This is a genomic window from Streptomyces sp. NRRL WC-3742, from assembly GCF_000720635.1.
Taxonomy (GTDB): Bacteria; Actinomycetota; Actinomycetes; order Streptomycetales; family Streptomycetaceae; genus Kitasatospora.
The window spans coordinates 92377-109864 of record NZ_JOCF01000056.1; the positions used below are offsets into that span (position 1 = coordinate 92377).

The following is a 17488-nucleotide window of genomic DNA, read 5'->3' on the forward strand; positions in this document are numbered from 1 at the left end:
CACAGGCGCGTGCCCCGCACGGTCAGCTCCGCAGTCGCTCCACGACGGCCGCTACGACGGCGGCCGGCTGCTCGGAGAGGTAGAAGTGGCCGCCGGGGAAGGCCAGGAGGTCGAAGCCGCCATCGGTCCAGGCGTCCCAGCCCTGCGCCTCCTCGGTGGTGAGCTCCTCGTCCCCGGTGCCGACGAAGGCGGTGACGGGGCAGGGGAGGAACCCTCGGGGCCGGGCCGGGTACGTCTCGATGAGCCGGTAGTCGCCGCGGACGGCCGGGAGGACCAGGGCGCGGACCTCGGGGAGCGCCAGCAGCTCGGCGGAGGTGCCGCCGAGACGGGCGAGTTCGGCGCAGAGCGCGTCGTCGTCCCGGAGGTGGACGGTGCCGCCGTGGTGGAACTGCGGCGCCTCGCGGGCGGAGACGAAGAGGCGCACGGGCGGGCGGTGGCCCCGCCGCAGCATGTGCAGGGCCAGTTCGTGGCCGACCGCCGCGCCCATGCTGTGCCCGAACAGCGCCCAGGGCCGGTCGAGCAGGGGGCCGAGGGCCGAGGCGAGCCCGGCCACCAGGGCGGGCAGGTCGGCGGGCAGGGGTTCGTCGATCCGGTCCTCGCGGCCCGGCATCCGGACCGCCAGCAGCTCGACGTCCGGCGGCAGGAACGCGGCCCAGGAGCGGTAGAGGCCGGGCGAGCCGCCGGCGTGCGGAAGACAGAACAACCGGACCGCGGCTGCGGGCCGGGGCTGCGGGCGGCGCAGCCAGCGGGTGGAGGTCATGGCGCGGTTCCTCGGGGGTCGGAGACGAGGGCTGGCAGGCCGGGCGCGGCGGCCAGCAGGGCGGCGGTGACCGGGTCGGCCGGAGCGGCGAGCACCCGCTCCACCGTCCCCGCCTCCCGGATCGTGCCGTCGGCCAGCACCGCGAGGTGCCCGCCCAGGCGCGCGGGCACGGTGAGGTCGTGGGTGACGACGACCATCGCGACGCCCGACTCCCGGCGCAGCTCGTCGAGCAGGGCGAGCACGGTGGCCGCGGTCGGCGGATCGAGGGCGCTGGTGGCCTCGTCGCACAGCAGCACCTCCGGACCGGCCGCCAGCGCACGGGCCAGCGCGACGCGCTGACGCTGCCCGCCGGAGAGCCCGGACGGGTACCGCTCGGCGTGCTCGGGCGTCAGGCCGACGCGTTCCAGGAGGCGGCGCACCTCGGCCCGGACGGCCGCCGCGTCCAGCTCGGGCCGGTACAGCCGCAGCGGGCGGGCGAGGGCCGCGCCCACCCGGTGGCGGGGGTTGAGCGAGTCCTGCGGGTCCTGCGGGACGAGCTGGAGGCGGCGCAGCTGCGCCCGCCCCCGGGCCCTCACCCCGGGAGCGACCGGCTCGCCGCCGAGCCGCAGTTCACCGGTCCACTGGGAGTGCAGCCCGGTGAGGCAGCGCAGCAGGGTGGTCTTGCCGCCGCCGGACGGGCCGACCACGCTCAGGCAGTCGCCGGGGGCGAGCGCGAGGTCGATGCCGTCGAGGACGGTGGTGTCACCACGCCGGGCGGTGAGGCCGGTCAGCTCCAGCACGGGGGCACCGGAGGCGGCCACCGCCTTGGGCGGCGCGGTGACCCGGACCGAGTCGACCAACAGTTTCCCGGCGGCGCTCGCGGGCCGCGCCAACACCTGGGCGACCGGGCCGCGTTCGACGACCCGCCCGCCGTCGAGCACCGCGACCTCGTCCGCCACCTCGGCCACCTGCGCGAGGTCGTGGGCCACCAGCAGCACGGCCGGTCCGCCGTCGGCCCGCAGCCGCCGCACGTCGGCGAGCAGGGCGCGGGCGGTGGCCGGGTCGAGGGCGCTGGTCGGCTCGTCGAGCACCAGCAGGTCCGGCCGGTGGGCTAGCGCGGCGGCCAGCGCCACCCGTTGCCGCTGGCCGCCGGAGAGCTGGTGCGGCAGCCGCCGCAGGAAGGCCGGGTCGTCCGGCAGCCGGGCCGCGCGCAGGGCGGCGCGCACCCGTTCGGGCCGTTCGGTCTTCGGCACCGCCCGGGCGCGCAGGAACTCGCCGATCTGCTCGGCGACGCGCAGGGTGGGTGCGAGGGAGGTGCGCGGGTCCTGCGGGACGTATCCGCAGTGGCGGCCGCGCAGGCGGCGCAGTGCCCGTTGCGGCAGGCCGAGGACGGGCTCGCCGGCGAGCCGGACCGAGCCGCCGGTGACGGCCAGCCCCGGGCGGATCTCGCCGAGGGCGGCGAGTGCGAGGGTGGTCTTGCCGCTGCCGGAGGCGCCGACCAGGGCCAGGATGCGGCCGGGCGCGAGGTCCAGGCGGACGCCGTCCAGGACGGCGGCGCCGGTCGGTGTCCGTACGGTCAACTCCCGTACGGAGAGGACCGATCCGGGGTCGAAGTCCGCAACGGCACTGTCGGTACGGCGCTTTCGCCGAGCGGCGGCCGGAAAGGCGGTGTCCACCAGGAGGTTGGCGCTCAGCAGCAGCACCAGGATGCCGGCCGCCGGGACGGCGACCGCGAGCGGCTGGAGGGAGAGCCCGTCGCGGTTCTCCAGGATCATCAGCCCCCAGTCGGCCGCCGGGGGCTGTGCTCCGTAGCCGAGGAACGAGGCGGTGGAGACGACGAACACCGCCCCGACGAAACGCACTCCCGCATCCGCGGCCAGCACCGGCGCCGCGTTGGGCAGCACCTCCCGCGCCAGCACGTACCAGGTGCGCTCGCCGCGCGCCGACGCGGCCTCCACGTAGTCGTGTTGGAGGGCCTGCAGGGTGGTCGCCCGGACCACCCGGATGATCTCGGGGAACAGGACGACCGCCGTGGCGGTCCCGACCCCGAGGGCGCCGCGCCCGGTGGCCACCACGGTGACGCTGAGCAGCAGGAATCCGGGCAGGCTGAGCAGCACGTCCGCCGCCCGCAGGGACCAGGCGTCCAGCCGCCCGCCGCGTAGCGCGGCCGTCATGCCGACCGCGCCGCCGGCCAGGTAGGCGACGGCGAGCGCGCCCAGCGACAGCAGGACCAGGGAGCGTCCGCCGGTGAGGAAGCGGCTGAGGACGTCCGCGCCGAGGTGGTCGGTGCCGAGCGGGGCGGCCCCGCCCGTCGGCCCGTACGGCATGTCGAGCACCTGGCCGGGCCCGTGCGGGGCGAGGGCCGGGCCGGCCAGGGCGAGCAGGACGGCGGCGGCCAGGACCGTTCCGGCGAGTGCCGCCCGCGGCCGCCGCTTCGGCGGAGCCTGGTCCATGTGGGGGGTCAATTCGTTCTCCTGGCAGCCGGGTTGAGTGCGGTGGCGAGTGCGTCCGCCAGCAGGTTGAGGGCGACGGTGAGCGCCGCGACCGGCATCGCGACGCCGAGCACCACCGGGGTGTCGCGGGAGGCGGTGGCGTTGACCAGGGCCGCGGCCAGCCCCGGGTAGCCGAAGAGGCTCTCGGCGACCAGCGTGCCGCCGAACAGGTAGGCGAGGTAGCGGGCGAGGACCGGAACGGCCGGCACCACGGCGGCCGGCAGGATCCGGCGCAGCACCACCCGGTGCTCCGGGACCCCGCCGAGCCGGGCCGCGAGCACCGCGTCCGAGCCGGCCGCCTCCACCACCCCGGAGCGGACCAGGCGCACGTTCTGCGCCAGGCTGACCGAGAGCAGGGTGAGCACGGGCAGGACGAGCAACTCCGGCTGGGAGAAGGGGCTTTCGCCCGCCGCCGGGACGGAGACGGCGGGCAGCCAGCCGAGGCCGACCGCGAAGAGCAGCACCAGCAGCGTGCCGACGACGAACTCCGGCAGGCTGACCAGGGCGAGGGTGCCGAGCGAGACGACCCGGTCGGTGAACCGCCCGGCCCGCAGCCCCGCCCACAGCCCGAGCGCGACCGCCAGCGGGACGAGCAGCAGCGCGGTCACCGCGCCGAGCAGCAGCGAGTTGCCCGCCCGTTCGGCGACCAGCTGGGAGACCGGCACCCCGTTGGCGTAGGAGGTGCCGAGATCGCCGTGGAGGGCGTGCCAGAGCCAGCGCAGGTAGCGGGTCCAGGCCGGCTGGTCTAGCCCGAGCTGGTGCCGCAGGGCGGCGACCTGCTCGGGCCCGGCCCGTCCGGCCAGCCGGGCGGCGGCCGCGTCCCCGGGGGCGAGTGCGGTGGCGGTGAACACCAGGACCGACACCACCAGCAGGGTCGCGGCCGCCGCGCCGAGCCGGCGCAACCGGTGGATCACGCGGATGACGCGGATCACGAGGGTCGCGAGGGTCGCGCGGATCACGAGGATCACGAGGAGAGGAACGCGTCGCGCAGGCACGGGTAGTCGAAGGACCCGAGGGCCTTGACCCCCTGGACGGTCGGCTTGGCCGCCGCGACCGGGGGGATCCGCGCGAAGACGGCGTCGCCGCCCTGGTCGTACAGGTGGTGCTGGACGTCCTGCACCGCCTTGGTCCGCCTGGCGTCGCCGACGGCGGCGTGCATCGCCGTCAGCAGCCCGTCCAGGGTGGGGCCGGCGGGCCCGGTGAACGGGTAGGACGCCTTGGGGCCGTAGAAGAACGACAGTTGCAGCGGCAGCGGCATCGCGTGGTAGAGGTTGGTCTGCAACGGAGTGCTGAGCAGGGACGTGAAGTCGGTGTAGTAGTCGGCGGCCGGGATCTTGTCGACGCCCACCGTGATCCCGGCGGCCTGCGCCTGCTGGACGAAGGCGGTCGCGCTCTCCAGCGTGCCGTACTCGTAGTCGCTGGTGCGCACGGACAGTTTGACGTCCGAGAGCCCGGCGTCGGCGAGCGCCTTCTTCGCCCGCCCGGGGTCGTACGCCCGGCGCGGCAACGAGCTGTCGTACCAGGACTGGTGACGGCCGAGCGCGTCGTCGGCGACCTCGCCGTAGCCGAGGGTGACGGTGCGGACCATCGCCTCCCGGTCGATCGCGTAGCGCACCGCCTGGAGCACCGCGGGCCTGTCGAACGGGTGTTGGCCGAGGTTCATGGTGAGCGCGAGGTCGCTCCACAGCTCCTTCGGCGCGGTGATCACCCGCACGCCGGGGTTCCTGGCCTCGGCGCGGGCGGCGGTGAGGGTGATCCCGCCCGCGTAGTCGAACTGTCCGGCCTTGAGCCCGTTGATCCGGGCGCCCGCGTCGGCGACCGAGGACAGCTCGATCTCGTCCAGGTAGGGCCCGCCGCCGAGTGCGGTGCCCCAGTAGTCGCCGCGCGCGGTGAGCAGGCTGCTCGCCCCCCGGGTCCAGCTCTTGAGGACGAACGGGCCGGAGCCGACGGCGTGCGAGAAGTCGGTGGTGGCGTTCGGGATGACGAAGGCGGACTGGGCGAGCGCGAGGTCGAAGAACCCGTCGGGGGACTTGAGGACCAGTTCGACGGTCCGCGGGTCGCGCACGGCGCTGGCCGCCGGGTCGATCCCGGCGAGCAGTCCGGCCTGCGTGGTCGGGTTGCCGGCCAGGGTGCGCAGGCTGAACAGCACGTCCTCGGCGGTGAGTTTGCGGCCGTCGCTGAAGGTGACGCCGTCGCGGACGCGGACGGTCCACCTGGTGGCGTCGGCGTTGGGCTCGACGGACTCGGCGAGGCGCCACACGGGCTTGCTGTCGTCGATCTCGCCGAGGGTGTCCCAGATCAGCCGGGCCCGGACGTAGTCGACGGCGCTGTTGGTGGCCTGGAGCACGTTGGTGGACTCGGCGGCGGACCCGGCGAACGCGGCGCGCAGCCGTCCGCCTCGGCGCGGGGCCACGGACGGTCCACTGCTCGTGGTGAGCAGCGGGTTCCTGCCGCCGTCGGACCCGCAGGCGGCCAGCATTCCGCCGGCCAGCAGGGCTCCGAGCCCGGCTCCGGCGCCGCGCAGCAGGGCGCGGCGGTCTATCTGATGAAACGTCACGTCGTCCTCAACTCCAGGCTGATGCGGTGCGCGCCATCCTAGAATGAAATGATAATGCTTTTCAATAAGCCTCGACGGTGGCGCGCGGTGTGCGCCGGGGCTCGCCGTCGGTCATCGGCGGGCGCGAGGCGCGCCGCCTCCTGTCGTGGCCGCCCCCTCGTCCGGCATGCAGTCCTCCAAGTTTTGGCAATGATTTCCATCTCGGCCTTGATCGGACTAGTTATGAAAATCATTTCTATCTAGGGTGGAAGTGTCCACCGGCGCCGGACCCCGTCCAAGGGGCGGGGCCAGCAGGTATGCGAGGAGTAGCCCGTCATGAGCACCACCCAGTCCCGCCGCAAGCCCCTCAGAGCCGTCCTCGGCGCCGTCGGCGTCGCCGCCCTCGCCGCGACCGCCGCCTGCTCGACCTCCTCCCCGGCGAAGACCGCCTCCGCCCCGGGATCCAGCGGCGCCGGTGGCAGCTCGAAGGTCATCCAGGTCACCGCGGCGGAGAACTTCTGGGGCTCGATAGCCACCCAACTCGGCGGCGACCACGTCAAGGTGACCAGCATCATCGCCAACCCGGACACCGACCCGCACTCCTACGAGCCGACCGCCGCCGACGGCCGCAACGTCGCGGGCGCGGACTACGTGATCAACAACGGGATCGGCTACGACGCCTGGTCCGACAAGCTGCTCGCCGCCAACCCCGCGTCCGGCCGCACCGCGCTGAAGGTCGGCGACCTGCTGGGCAAGAAGGAGGGTGACAACCCGCACCAGTGGTACTCGGCGGAGAGCGTCACCAAGGTCATCGACCGGATCACCGCCGACTACAAGAAGATGGACCCGGCCGACGCGGCCTACTTCGACACCCAGAAGCAGACCTTCACCACCCGGACCCTGGCCAAGTACACCCAGCTGGAAGCCGACATCAAGGCCACGTACGCGGGCACCCCGATCGGCGCCTCGGAGTCGATCGTCACCCCGCTCGCGGAGAGCGTCGGCCTGAAGATGCTGACCCCGGAGACCTTCCTGGCCGCGGTGAGCGAGGGCACCGACCCGACCGCCGCCGACAAGGCCACCATCGACCAGCAGATCTCCGGCAAGCAGATCAAGATCTACGTCTACAACAGCCAGAACTCCAACCCCGACATCGTGGCCCAGGTCAACGCCGCGAAGGCGCAGGGCATCCCGGTCGCCCAGGTCACCGAGACCCTCGCCCCGGCGAACGCCACCTTCCAGGACTGGCAGACCCAGCAGCTGCAGGGCATCGCCGACGCGCTGAAGCAGGCGACGGGCAAGTGAGCATCCACCCGACCGAGACGGTCCGTACGGAGATGGAGCGCACCGCTCCCGACGGGGAGCCGGTACTGTCGCTGCGCGGGGCGGCCGTGCGCGTGGGCGGGCGGACCCTGTGGTCGGGTGTCGATCTGACCGTGGGGGCCGGGGAGTTCACCGCCGTCCTCGGCCCCAACGGCGTCGGGAAGTCCACCCTGGTCAAGGTCCTGCTGGGGCTCCTCCCGGCGGTGGCGGGCGAGGTGCGCGTCCTCGGCGCGGCGCCCGGCGGGCACAACACCGCCGTCGGCTACCTGCCGCAGCGCCGCAACTTCGACGCGAGCGTCCGCATCCGTGGCCTCGACGTGGTGCGGCTGGGACTGGACGGGGATTCGTGGGGGATCCCGGTCCCGTTCCTGAACCGTGCCAAGCGCCGGGCCGCGCGCGAACGCGTCGAGGAGGTCGTCGAGTTGGTCGGCGCCACCGCCTACGCGCACCGGCCGATCGGGCAGTGCTCGGGCGGTGAGCAGCAGCGGCTGCTGATCGCGCAGGCGCTGGTACGGCGCCCGCGCGTCCTGCTGCTGGACGAGCCGCTGGACAGCCTGGACCTGCCCAACCAGGGCGCCGTCGCGGCCCTGCTGGGGCGGATCTGCCATCAGGAGGGGGTGTCGGTGCTGATGGTCGCCCACGACGTCAACCCGATCCTCCACCACCTGGACCGCGTGGTCTACATCGCCGACGGCGGCGCCCTCTGCGGCACCCCGACCGAGGTGATCACCTCCGAGACGCTGACCCGCCTCTACCGCACGCCCGTCGAGGTACTGCGCACCTCGGACGGGCGGCTGGTCGTCGTCGGCCAGCCGGAGGCCCCGGCCATCCACACCGACCGGCACCCGCACGGGGGCTCCTGATGCTGCTGGCATCCGACGCGACCTCGCCGGTCCCCACCTGGGACCTGATCGCCGACTTCCAGGACATGTGGTCCTACGCGTTCATGGTGAACGCCTTCCGCGCCGGCCTGATCGTGGCCGTGGTGTGCGCGGTCGTCGGCTGGTTCATGGTCCTGCGCCGACAGACCTTCGCCGGTCACACCCTGTCGGTCGCGGCCTTCCCCGGGGCCTCGCTGGCCGTGCTGGCCGGGTTCTCCACCTCGCTCGGCTACTTCGGGTTCTGCACCGCCGCCGCGCTCGTGATAGCCGCGCTGCGGCGCAGCGGGTCGGAGGAGTCCGCCGTCACCGGTACGGTGCAGGCGTTCGCGCTGGCCTGCGGATACCTGTTCATCAGCCTGTACAAGGGGCTGCTGGAGGGGCCGACGGCGCTGCTGTTCGGCAGCTTCCTGGGCATCACCAGCGGCCAGGTCGCGGTCCTGGCCGTGGTCGGCGCGGTGGTCCTCGGCGTGCTGGCGCTGATCGGACGGCCGCTGCTGTTCGCCTCGGTCGACCCGGAGGTGGCGGCCGGTCGCGGCGTCCCGGTACGCGCGCTGGGCACGCTCTTCCTGGTGCTGATGGGCGCGGCGACCGCCGAGGCGAGCCAGATCACCGGCACGCTGCTGGTGTTCGCACTGATGGTGATCCCGGCGGCGACCGCCCAACAGGTCACCGCCAGGCCGGGGTTGGGCATGCTGCTGTCGGTGGTCATCGGGCTGGCGGCGTGCTGGGCCGGGCTGATCGCGGCGTACTACCGGCCGTACCCGCTGGGCTTCTTCGTCACCGGCTTCGCCTTCGTCGCCTTCGTGCTCGCCCACCTGTACCGCTTCGCCCGCGAGGCCGTCGGCCGCCGGGCGCCACTACGGACGGGGATTGCCACGTGAGTACCGTCATCACCCAGGCGTTCTTCCAACACGCCCTGCTGGCCGGGACGTTCATCGCGCTGGCCTGCGGCCTGGTGGGGTACTTCCTGGTACTGCGGGCGCAGATCTTCACCGGCGACGCGCTCAGCCACGTCGCGTTCACCGGCGCGATGGCCGCCCTCGCCGGCGGCTACGACCTGCGGCTCGGACTGTTCGCCGCGACCATCGGGGTGGGCCTGCTGATCGGCGGGCTCGGCCGCCAGGGGCGGGCGGACGACGTGGTGATCGGCAGCGTCTTCGCGTGGATCCTCGGCCTGGGCGCCTTCTTCCTGACCGTCTACACCACCTCCCGCAGCGGCGCCCCGGGCGGCGCCGGCACCAGTGTGCTGTTCGGGTCCATCTTCGGTCTGCACGGTGACCAGACCGGGATTGCCGTCGCCGTCGCGGGCGTGATCTGCCTGTGCGTGCTCCTGATCGCCCGACCGCTGCTCTTCGCCACCCTGGACGAATCGGTGGCCGCCGCCCGGGGCGTGCCCGTGCGGTTGCTCGGCTTCGGCTTCCTCGCCCTGGTCGGCGCGACCGCCGGCGAGGCCACCCAGGCGGTCGGCTCCCTGCTGCTGCTCGGCCTGCTCGCCGCCCCGGCGGGCGCGGCGATCCGCCTCACCGACCGGCCGTTCCGCGCGCTCGCCCTGTCCGCCGCCCTCGCCGTCGCGGAGATGTGGGGCGGGCTGCTGCTCAGCGCGGCGGCGCCCAAGCTGCCGCCCAGCTTCGCCATCATGGCGACCGCCACCGCGGTCTACGCCGCCACCTTCCTCGTCCGCCCGGCCCGCACCGGGCGGCCGGTGCCCGCCTGATCGCGCCACGAGAACCGGGGGTGACACCATGACCGAGGCGAGGACCAGCGCACTGACGGATGCCTTCCGCCGCGCGACCGACCGGCGTACGGGCGAGGCCGACCAGCCCGGGGGAGACGGTCTCGGCCGCCTCACCCCGCAGCGCGCCGAGGTCCTACGGGCCCTGGCCGGGTGCGAGGACTTCGTCAGCGCCCAACTCCTGCACGCGGGCCTGCTCGCCACCGGCTCCCGGGTGGGCCTCAGCACCGTCTACCGCACCCTCACCGCACTCGCTGCTGTAGGCCGCGCCGACGTCGTGCGCGACACCAACGGCGAACGCCTCTTCCGCTACCGCCCGGGCACCGACCACCGGCACTACCTCATCTGCCGCGAGTGCGGCCTGAGCCAGCCGGTCGACTCCGCCAACGTCGAGGCATGGGCCGACCACATCGCCGCGATGTCCGGCTTCGCCGACGTCCACCACACCGTCGAACTCACCGGCGTCTGCACGACGTGCCAGGGTGACTGAAGCTTGTTGCAGAAGGGCGGGTGCTGACAGGTCGGCGTGTGCTCTGACCTGCTGGTTCATGCGGTTCGGGTGAGGTCGTGCATGTGGGCGACGGCCGGCTCGTCGGTGCGGGACGACGAGTCCGGTGTAGAGGTAGGCGCCGTCCGCGAGGACGGTGGCGTCGGCGCACCTGGCGGGCAGATCCGATGCCCGCCAGGCGTGGGCGTCGGCCCTGTTGCCCGGCACGGGGCGGGCGGGCAGCGGCCTCCAGCGCCAGCAGCGGGCCCAGGCGCTGCACGATCCGGCACACCGTCGCCGACGAGATCCCGAACAGCGGCGCGAGCTGCCGCGAATCGATCGTCACCGCCACCGCTGTCCCCGCCCGTCGCCCACCCGCCACGGCCGATGATCATGGCGGGTCACAGCGACACCGGGCAGGATGAGGCCCGTGCCGAAGAATCCCCCGGAATCGATGCAGCACCACCTGCGCCAGCGTCTGAACCGCCACGCCCGCGAGTGCTGGCCCCAGGTGGACGCCGTCACGGTCCGCTTCCGCGCGGGGTTCGCCTACGTGGCAGCCGAGTTGTCCGGCGAAAAGAGCCTGCCGCTGTGCCGACTGCGTTTCACCGGCGTGCTGCACACCTGGGGATTCGCCCTCTATCTGGCCAGCAACGACAGCTACCGGGACAACCTCCTGCCCAGCGGACTGCCGGCTGGCTCCCCGGAGGAAGCCCTCGACTGCGCAGGCGGCCTGTACCTCAACGCTCTCGTGTCTGCCATCCGGGTGCCGGCAGGACTTGTCGTCCTCGTCGGCCCACCGGCCTCGGGCAAGAGCAGCTTCGTTCGGGCACTGATCGCGCGCCGGCAGATCGATGCGGAAGCCGTGGTGTCCAGTGACGAGATCCGTGCGGAGCTTTTCGGCACCTCACAAGCGGAAGCGGAATCCGACGCCGCGGACGCACGTATATTCGAGGAACGTGACCGCAGGATCGTCGCCAGGCTCGCCGCCGGGCACAGCGCAATCGCCGAGTCAACGAATGTCACGCCGCAGGCACGCGCACGACTCATCGCCATCGCCAGGCGCTTCAACGCGCCGGTGACCATGCTGCGATTCAACCCGGACGTTCCCGACCTCCTTCAGCAGTACACCGAGCGAGGCCGCACGGACCTCACCGCCGCAGACGTCCGTACCTACGCCGCCATCATGGCCCGGGACGCCAGTGCCGACCAGCTCCGCTCCGAGGGCGCAACCACCGTCCACGATGTCCCCGGACGTCGCCAAGCGACAACGCCCGCCGAAGCCGCCGCGCACTTCTCCTTCGCCTGACACATCCACCGCTTCCAGACTCGCCCTCCGGCCCCTCCACGAACTTCCGCGGGGCACCACTAATCGGCGAGCAGGACGGCCGGCAGCGGGGCCTCCAGCACCATGGCCCGGGGGAGTGTCAGACCGAAGTGCCGCTCCAGCACCCCCAGGACGGTCCGGTGCACATCGCGGCCCGCTCGCTCCTCGTCCGGCAGACCTTCTGCGCTCAGCAACTCCTTGACCTTACCCGCGACTTCGGGGTCTCCGACGACCTGGCCGTTGCCCCAGGAGTCGTCCAGGTGCAGATTGAACGAGCGCACCGTCCGGCCGTCCCGGTGGTAGTGGAAGGTCGGCGGCACCGGCTTGCCGTTCTCCTCCTCGTACTCCACCAGGAAGACCTCGGCCCCGCCCGCGGAGATCGCCGGATCGTCCCCGAACTCACCGAACCAGCCCCCGTATGCCACCGCGAAGGTCCACCCGCCGCTCACCCCCAGCCGCAGCCCGATCCCGTCCCAGGCGTCCCCGAACTCCTCCTCCAACGCCTCGACCAGCCCGTCCCCGGTGAGCTCCCCGACCGGCTCCACCGTCCGTTCCGACCACTCGGCCGACGCCGCGATCCGCGCCGCCAGCGCCTCGACCCCGAGCCCTCGGGCCAGCGTCACGCTGTAGCCGCCGAAGGCGATGCTCTGTGGCTCCGCGAGCCAGGCGATTCCGTCCGTCATACAGGTGATCCTGCCGCACCACACCGACACACCTCCGCCCCGGGCCGCCGGCCCGCTCCGACCCGGCCGCCCACCCGGCCCGATCAAGGAGGCAGGCATTAAAGCTTGTTGCAGAGGGTTTGGGCCGGGGCATTTCTCCTGTATGGGTGGGGTGCTGTGGGTTGAGCCGGACCTGCCCGCCAGGTGCGCCGACGTCACCGTCCTCGCGGACGGCGCCTACCTCAACACCGGACTCGTCGTCCCGCACCGTCGACGAGTCGGCCGCCCGCTCCTGCGCGCGCAGGAGGAGGATAACGCCGAACACCGGCGCGTGCGCGCCCGCGTCGAGCACACCTTCGCCCGGATGAAGAACTACAAGATCCTCCGAGACTGCCGGCAGAAAGGCGACGGCCTGCACCACGCCGTGCAGGCCGTCGCCCCCATGCACAACCTCGCCCGAACAGAGCACACGCCGACCTGTCAGCACCCACCCTTCTGCAACAAGCTTTAGCTCAGACCTGCTCGAAGTGGAACGCCTTGATGAAGCAGTCACGGGGCTGGCCGACGGCGAAGAGGATGCATTCCACGAGGGAGTGAGCGGTCAGGGTGTCCTTGGAACCGCGAGGGGTGGTCTCCCACTCCTCGGAGAGCGGGTCGGCGTTGTCGAAGTCCGGCGGGTAGAGGGAGATCACCCGGACCCCCTGGGGCCGCAGGCGATTGGAGAGGATCTCGGTGAACCCCGCCTGGGCGCTCTTGGACGCGTAGAAGGCGTCGTGCGCGTCCGACCGGTGGTGGCCCGGTGTTCCGCAGGTGGAGACGAGCGTCACGACGTCGGGCTTGTCCGAGTTGAGGAGGAGGGGCAGGAAGCTCTTCGTCGTCAGGACCGTGCCGGTGGCGCCGGAGGCGATGGTGTCCACCACGTCGGCGTCAGTCGCTGAGAGGAGGTCAGGACCTTCCAGCCAGCGGGAGCCGTTGTTGACCAGCACGTCGATGCGGTCCGTGTGTTCGGCGACGCCGGAGGCGAAGGCGCGGATGGAGGCGGGGTCGGTCAGGTCGCAGGCGAAGGCGTGCACCCGCTGGTGGCCCCGGTCGCGGATCTCGTCGCGAACCCGTTGGGCGGCAGTGAGGTCGCGCGCGGAGAGGAAGACCTCGGCGCCGAGGTCCGCGAGGCGGATGGCAAGGGTTCGCCCGAAGTCCCGGCCGGCGGCCGTGATGGCTATCCGATGGTCGTCCAGTCTCATGGTGGCGCGGCTCCTGGTGCGGTGATCGATCGGTGTAGTGAACTGCGCTCGCAGACGGTTCCCAGATGCGTGTCAGAGATCGCCGAACTCACCGGAGTTGACGGCGGCGACGAAGGCCCGCCAAGCGTCGGCCCGGAAGGACAGGGCAGGGCCCTCGGGGTCCTTGGAGTCACGCATGGTTCCCGGGCGCGAGTCGTCGACCTCGACGCACCCGCCTTGTCCGTTGCTGTAGGAGCTCTTGCGCCAGCTGAAGGCCACCTCGATGCAGTTGCCGCCGTCGTGCCCGCTGTAGCTGCTTTTCCGCCAGGTCAACATGCTTGACCCCCAAGGGTTCTACGCCGGGAGCTCGCCCTCGCGGACGGCCGCGACGAAGGACGTCCAGGCGGCGGCAGGGAAGAGGAGTACCGGCCCGTGCGGGTCCTTGGAGTCACGTACGGGGACGAGATCGGGGCACCCTGAGGCCACCTCGATGCAGTCCCCGCCGTCCGGGCCGCTGTGGCTGCTCTTGTGCCATCTGAATGCTACCTCGACGCACTGTCCACCGTTGCTGCTGCAGCTGCTCTTTCGCCAGGTCAACATACTTGACCCCCAAGGGTTCTACGCCGAGAGCTCGCCCTCGCGGACGGCTACGATGAAGGCTTCCCAGGCGGCGGCGGGGAAAACAAGCACCGGGCCCTTGGGGTCTTTGGAGTCACGTACGGGGACGAGGTCGGGGAATCCGGGGGCCACCTCGATGCAGTCGCCGCCGTTCGTTCCGCTGTGGCTGCTCTTGCGCCACTTGGCCGCGTCGAGCTCGTTCCGCGTCATCTTTGAACCCCTTCAGCGCCTCGCCGAACAGTGCCAGCGACTCGCCCACTGTGAGCGCGTCGCCACGCATCCGATCATAGCGCCGACGATGCCCGGAAACGATGGTCGGATCGTCGCTGGGGTTTCCCCTGTCAAGACTTTCCGAGTAGACCAAGTGCTGCCCGTCAGGCATCTCCAGAAGGATCATCGAGGTGTTGATGATCGTCGCGCGGGCCGTGAACGGCACCACCTGGATGACGATGTTCTCGAGTTCGGCGATGCGCAGCAGGTGCTGCATCTGGCGGGCCATCACCGTCGGCCCCCCGACGACCGATCGGATGGCGCTCTCGTCCAGGAGGACCACCAACTGCGGGCCGCCCCTGGCGAGGAACCGCTCCTGCCTCGCGAGCCTCGCCTCGACCCGCTTCTCGATCTCCTTGGAGCGTTCGCCGGTCCCGCCCGCCTCGAACATCGCCCTCGCGTAGTCCCTGCACTGAAGCAGTCCGTGCATGTAGTCGGTCTGGAACACGTGGAGTCCGAGGGCCTCGGCCTCCGAGTCGGCGTGGGTCTGGAACCAGTCCGGATGCCCGATCTGGGCGTTCCAGTCGATCCGGTCCCAGATCCGCTTCAACGCACCGCCCGCGTTGAGCAGTTCGTCGGCCTTCTCCACCAGGTCCGGCGGCATGCGGCGCTGGCCGGTCTCGTACCGGGTGATGTTCGTGCGGCTGCAGTGCAGCAGTACGCCCAACTCCGCCTGTGTGTAGCCGCCCAGCTCCCGGTAGAAGCGCAGCTCCTCGCCGAAGAGCTCCGCCGAAGTGGCCGTCAACTCCCGCTTGAAGCGCCGATGTGCCATCGCTGGCCCCCTCACACACCACGTGCCTACAGCACCCGATTTCGGCCACCACCGTAACTCCGGCATCCGATGATTGATGTCGGAACGCGATCTTTCGCGTGCACAGCGTGACCAATGCGCTCCCTCCGTACGCCCCCTTTCCGCCCCCGAGGTGCCTCGCCATGATCAAAACCTGCTGCCGCCCCCGCGTGTTCGTCGCCCGTCTCGACTCCGGCACGGAGTTCACGCCCGTCGCCCGCCACCTCCTCCGCGCCTACCTCTCCGGGCTTCCCTCCGGCGACCACTACTCGGACGTCGCCGAGCTGCTCCTCAACGAGCTGTTCGCCAACGCCGTCCAGCACTCCGACGCCCCCGACGACCGCCGCATCGAGATCCGCTTCGCCCTCGTCGACGACCGTCTTCGCCTCGAGGTCCACGACGCCGGCAGCGGCCGCCCCACGCTCCGACCCTCAAACCTCGACGACGAGTGCGGCCGTGGGCTGTTGCTCGTCAACGAGCTTGCTGAGCGCTGGGGTTGCTGCCCCCGGATCGGCGGGATCGGCAAGTTCGTCTGGGCGACCATCGCCCCGGCTGCCTGAGAGGCGAAACCCCATGCGACTCGCCCTCACCGCCCGCCACCTCTTCGACATCGGGTCCACCCCCGCCGAGGTGTACGCCAACCTCGCCCGCCGCACCCGCCAGCCCCTGCGCTCGGCCCGCGCCGTCTGCGCGGCCCTCGCAATCCCCGCCGCCGAAGCCGACCGCCGCCTCGACGAGTGCTACGACGCCCTCCTCGCCAACCCCCGCCCCGGCTCCGAAGCCGACACAGGCGAACTCCTCGAAGCCCTCGGCATCTTCGACGTCCCCAAGCCCCTCGACGACCGTGAACGCGCGATCGTCGACCTCTTCCTCACCGCCATCGACGCCATGGGCGGCATCCGCGCCGGACACCAGCACGGTCTGGCCCGTTGGTTCACCACCGGTAACCTCACCACCGCCTACCTCTCCCTCACCGCCGCCCGCCCCCTCGCCCGCACCGGCGACCCCACCCGCTACTGGACCACCCTCGTCCAGGCCGGTGAACTCCTCCTTGCCCAGCCCTCCCCGGACACCCGCATCAGGTACGCATTCGAGCAGTGCCGCGTCCGCGCGGCCCGTACCACCGCCCGGCACGACCTGCCGCTCGGGCCGTAGGCTGCCCGCAACCCGCCGTACCGAAGGGAGCGCCGTGTCCACCACCCCTCGGCCGGAGTCGGCCGTCACGCCGGAGGCCAGCCGGGCCGCGTGGCGGCAGGTCCGGGAGTACCTCAACCGCAGCCGGTTCGAGCTGACGCGGGCAGCCGTGGCCGACCGGCCTCCAGGTGAATTCGCCCCCGGCGGGCGGGTGCTGGCACGCAGGCACTGGATTCCCGCGACGCCCGTGCCCCTGGAGCGGGTCAGGTTGCGGTGGCGGGAGGAGACCCCGGCGGCCCCGATCGACGGCAGCGGCGCCGAGTTGGACGCCGTCCGCGCTAGGCGGGACGACGGTACGCCGTACACCTTCTACGCCGACGCCGTCCGCGACCTGGCCAGGCCGCGGCTGTTCGAGAACCGGGGCTGCTACCGGCTGCTGGAGGTGGGGGAGGACGCGACGGCGCCGACGCTGACCTTCGGCCGAGGCCGGTACTTCGACGTCATCAACGTCTGCGAGGCCGCCGCTCACGAGTACGCCGCCGCGGCCCTGGCCGCGCCCGGCCGCCGGTCGGCGATGAACCCGAGCGCCACACCCTTCCGTACGGCCATCGGCGACCCGACGGACCTCGACCGCCGCCCGGTCATTACCGCCGTCAGCACACTCGTCATCCGCCACGACCGGCAGACCGGCCAGGCCGAGTTCCTCCTCCACTGGCGCGATCCGGCCAAGGTTGCGAGCGGCGGCGGGCTCTTCCAGGTCATGCCGGTGGGGATGTTCCAGGCGTCCCACGACGCCCCCTGGAACGAGGCCAACGACTTCGACCTGTGGCGGGCCGTCGTCCGCGAGCTGAGCGAGGAACTGCTCGGCGGCAGTGAGGACTACGGCAGCGACACCGCCCCGATCGACTACGACACCTGGCCGTTCAACCGGGCCCTGGACGCGGCCCGGGCCGCCGGCACGCTGCGGGTGTACTGGCTGGGGCTCGGCATGGACCCGCTCACGCTCGTCACCGACATGCTGACCGTCGCGGTCTTCGACGCCGAGCTGTTCGACGCGACCTTCGAGTGGATCGTCTCCACCAACGACGAGGGCCACCGGGTGCAGCTCGAGGACGGCACCGGGCAGGCCGTGGGGATCCCCTTCACGGCGGAGCAGGTCGAGCGCCTGACCGGCCGCGAACCGATGCAGCCGGCCGGGGCGGCGCTGCTCCAACTCGCCTGGCAGCACCGCGAAGTGCTCCTCGACGGGTGACGGGCCGGGCGGCCAGTCGGCACCG

The 17488-nt window shown here is 72.2% G+C and carries 19 protein-coding genes and 2 pseudogenes; 10 read left to right on the top strand and 11 right to left on the bottom strand.

Annotated features, from left to right (window positions below):
• Positions 1 to 22: 22 nt before the first annotated feature.
• Genes IH61_RS0127765 through IH61_RS0127780 form a run of 4 tightly spaced genes read right to left on the bottom strand, consistent with a single transcriptional unit; the run spans position 23 to position 5788 of the window.
• Positions 23 to 760, bottom strand: coding sequence for a thioesterase II family protein (locus IH61_RS0127765; RefSeq protein ID WP_031074652.1), 738 nt, complete (start codon positions 758 to 760; stop codon positions 23 to 25).
• A complete protein-coding gene (locus IH61_RS44010) occupies positions 757 to 3204 on the bottom strand; it encodes an ATP-binding cassette domain-containing protein (protein ID WP_234327357.1) in 2448 nt (815 codons plus the stop codon). Before IH61_RS44010 ends, IH61_RS0127765 begins: the two co-directional genes overlap by 4 nt.
• Positions 3201 to 4199 (bottom strand): ABC transporter permease, encoded by a 999-nt coding sequence (locus IH61_RS0127775; protein WP_234327358.1) that lies wholly within the window; start codon positions 4197 to 4199, stop codon positions 3201 to 3203. Before IH61_RS0127775 ends, IH61_RS44010 begins: the two co-directional genes overlap by 4 nt.
• Positions 4196 to 5788 (bottom strand): ABC transporter substrate-binding protein, encoded by a 1593-nt coding sequence (locus tag IH61_RS0127780; protein ID WP_031074659.1) that lies wholly within the window; start codon positions 5786 to 5788, stop codon positions 4196 to 4198. Before IH61_RS0127780 ends, IH61_RS0127775 begins: the two co-directional genes overlap by 4 nt.
• 315 nt (positions 5789 to 6103) lie before the next feature.
• On the opposite strand from IH61_RS0127780, the gene IH61_RS0127785 reads away from it, so the two are divergent.
• Genes IH61_RS0127785 through IH61_RS0127805 form a run of 5 tightly spaced genes read left to right on the top strand, consistent with a single transcriptional unit; the run spans position 6104 to position 10193 of the window.
• Positions 6104 to 7072, top strand: a complete 969-nt coding sequence (locus IH61_RS0127785) for a metal ABC transporter solute-binding protein, Zn/Mn family (protein WP_031074662.1) — start codon at positions 6104 to 6106, stop codon at positions 7070 to 7072.
• Entirely contained in the window at positions 7069 to 7953 is an 885-nt protein-coding gene (locus IH61_RS0127790; protein ID WP_234327359.1) for a metal ABC transporter ATP-binding protein, read from the top strand. Before IH61_RS0127785 ends, IH61_RS0127790 begins: the two co-directional genes overlap by 4 nt.
• Positions 7953 to 8852, top strand: coding sequence for a metal ABC transporter permease (locus IH61_RS0127795; protein ID WP_051838134.1), 900 nt, complete (start codon positions 7953 to 7955; stop codon positions 8850 to 8852). Before IH61_RS0127790 ends, IH61_RS0127795 begins: the two co-directional genes overlap by 1 nt.
• Positions 8849 to 9685 carry a metal ABC transporter permease gene (locus tag IH61_RS0127800; RefSeq protein WP_037973433.1) on the top strand — a complete coding sequence of 279 codons (837 nt, stop codon included), beginning with the start codon at positions 8849 to 8851 and terminating at the stop codon, positions 9683 to 9685. The genes IH61_RS0127795 and IH61_RS0127800 overlap by 4 nt, the downstream gene beginning before the upstream one ends.
• Positions 9686 to 9713: 28 nt before the next feature.
• On the top strand, positions 9714 to 10193 hold the full coding sequence (locus IH61_RS0127805; RefSeq protein WP_078911436.1) for a Fur family transcriptional regulator: 480 nt from the start codon (positions 9714 to 9716) through the stop codon (positions 10191 to 10193).
• 30 nt (positions 10194 to 10223) lie between these two features.
• On the opposite strand, the pseudogene IH61_RS48910 reads toward IH61_RS0127805, so the two are convergent.
• Positions 10224 to 10521: pseudogene (locus tag IH61_RS48910) on the bottom strand (IS5/IS1182 family transposase); the annotation flags it as partial.
• A gap of 90 nt (positions 10522 to 10611) precedes the next feature.
• Here IH61_RS48910 and IH61_RS48915 point away from each other — a divergent pair.
• On the top strand, positions 10612 to 11499 hold the full coding sequence (locus IH61_RS48915) for an ATP-binding protein (protein WP_234327360.1): 888 nt from the start codon (positions 10612 to 10614) through the stop codon (positions 11497 to 11499).
• Positions 11500 to 11558: 59 nt separating this feature from the next.
• Here IH61_RS48915 and IH61_RS0127820 read toward each other — a convergent pair whose 3' ends face one another.
• Positions 11559 to 12200, bottom strand: a complete 642-nt coding sequence (locus IH61_RS0127820) for a DUF6461 domain-containing protein (RefSeq protein WP_031074671.1) — start codon at positions 12198 to 12200, stop codon at positions 11559 to 11561.
• A 190-nt stretch (positions 12201 to 12390) separates the two neighbouring features.
• Between IH61_RS0127820 and IH61_RS0127825 the strand changes: the two are divergent.
• A pseudogene (locus tag IH61_RS0127825) lies at positions 12391 to 12690 on the top strand (transposase family protein); the annotation flags it as partial.
• Position 12691: 1 nt separating this feature from the next.
• Here IH61_RS0127825 and IH61_RS0127830 read toward each other — a convergent pair.
• The 5 genes from IH61_RS0127830 to IH61_RS48920 all read right to left on the bottom strand — a co-directional run bounded on the left by IH61_RS0127830 (position 12692) and on the right by IH61_RS48920 (position 15059).
• Positions 12692 to 13420 (bottom strand): SDR family oxidoreductase, encoded by a 729-nt coding sequence (locus IH61_RS0127830; protein WP_031074676.1) that lies wholly within the window; start codon positions 13418 to 13420, stop codon positions 12692 to 12694.
• Between the two features lie 72 nt (positions 13421 to 13492).
• The gene (locus tag IH61_RS0127835) at positions 13493 to 13735 is read right to left on the bottom strand and encodes a DUF397 domain-containing protein (protein WP_031074680.1); all 243 of its coding nucleotides are present in this window, start codon (positions 13733 to 13735) and stop codon (positions 13493 to 13495) included.
• A gap of 18 nt (positions 13736 to 13753) precedes the next feature.
• Positions 13754 to 13999 (bottom strand): DUF397 domain-containing protein, encoded by a 246-nt coding sequence (locus tag IH61_RS44895; protein ID WP_078911437.1) that lies wholly within the window; start codon positions 13997 to 13999, stop codon positions 13754 to 13756.
• Between the two features lie 18 nt (positions 14000 to 14017).
• Positions 14018 to 14149, bottom strand: a complete 132-nt coding sequence (locus IH61_RS50035) for a DUF397 domain-containing protein (protein ID WP_324607626.1) — start codon at positions 14147 to 14149, stop codon at positions 14018 to 14020.
• Positions 14112 to 15059: a helix-turn-helix domain-containing protein gene (locus tag IH61_RS48920; protein WP_031074682.1), complete on the bottom strand. Its 948-nt coding sequence runs from the start codon at positions 15057 to 15059 to the stop codon at positions 14112 to 14114. The genes IH61_RS50035 and IH61_RS48920 overlap by 38 nt, the downstream gene beginning before the upstream one ends.
• Before the next feature lie 161 nt (positions 15060 to 15220).
• Between IH61_RS48920 and IH61_RS0127845 the strand changes: the two genes are divergently transcribed.
• From IH61_RS0127845 to IH61_RS0127855, 3 genes are read left to right on the top strand one after another with little or no spacing between them, the layout of a single operon-like run.
• Positions 15221 to 15637 (top strand): ATP-binding protein, encoded by a 417-nt coding sequence (locus IH61_RS0127845; protein ID WP_078911440.1) that lies wholly within the window; start codon positions 15221 to 15223, stop codon positions 15635 to 15637.
• 13 nt (positions 15638 to 15650) lie between these two features.
• A complete protein-coding gene (locus IH61_RS0127850) occupies positions 15651 to 16232 on the top strand; it encodes a hypothetical protein (protein ID WP_031074687.1) in 582 nt (193 codons plus the stop codon).
• 34 nt (positions 16233 to 16266) lie between these two features.
• Complete coding sequence (locus IH61_RS0127855) at positions 16267 to 17463, top strand: hypothetical protein (protein ID WP_037973435.1); 1197 nt, start codon at positions 16267 to 16269, stop codon at positions 17461 to 17463.
• Positions 17464 to 17488: the final 25 nt, after the last annotated feature.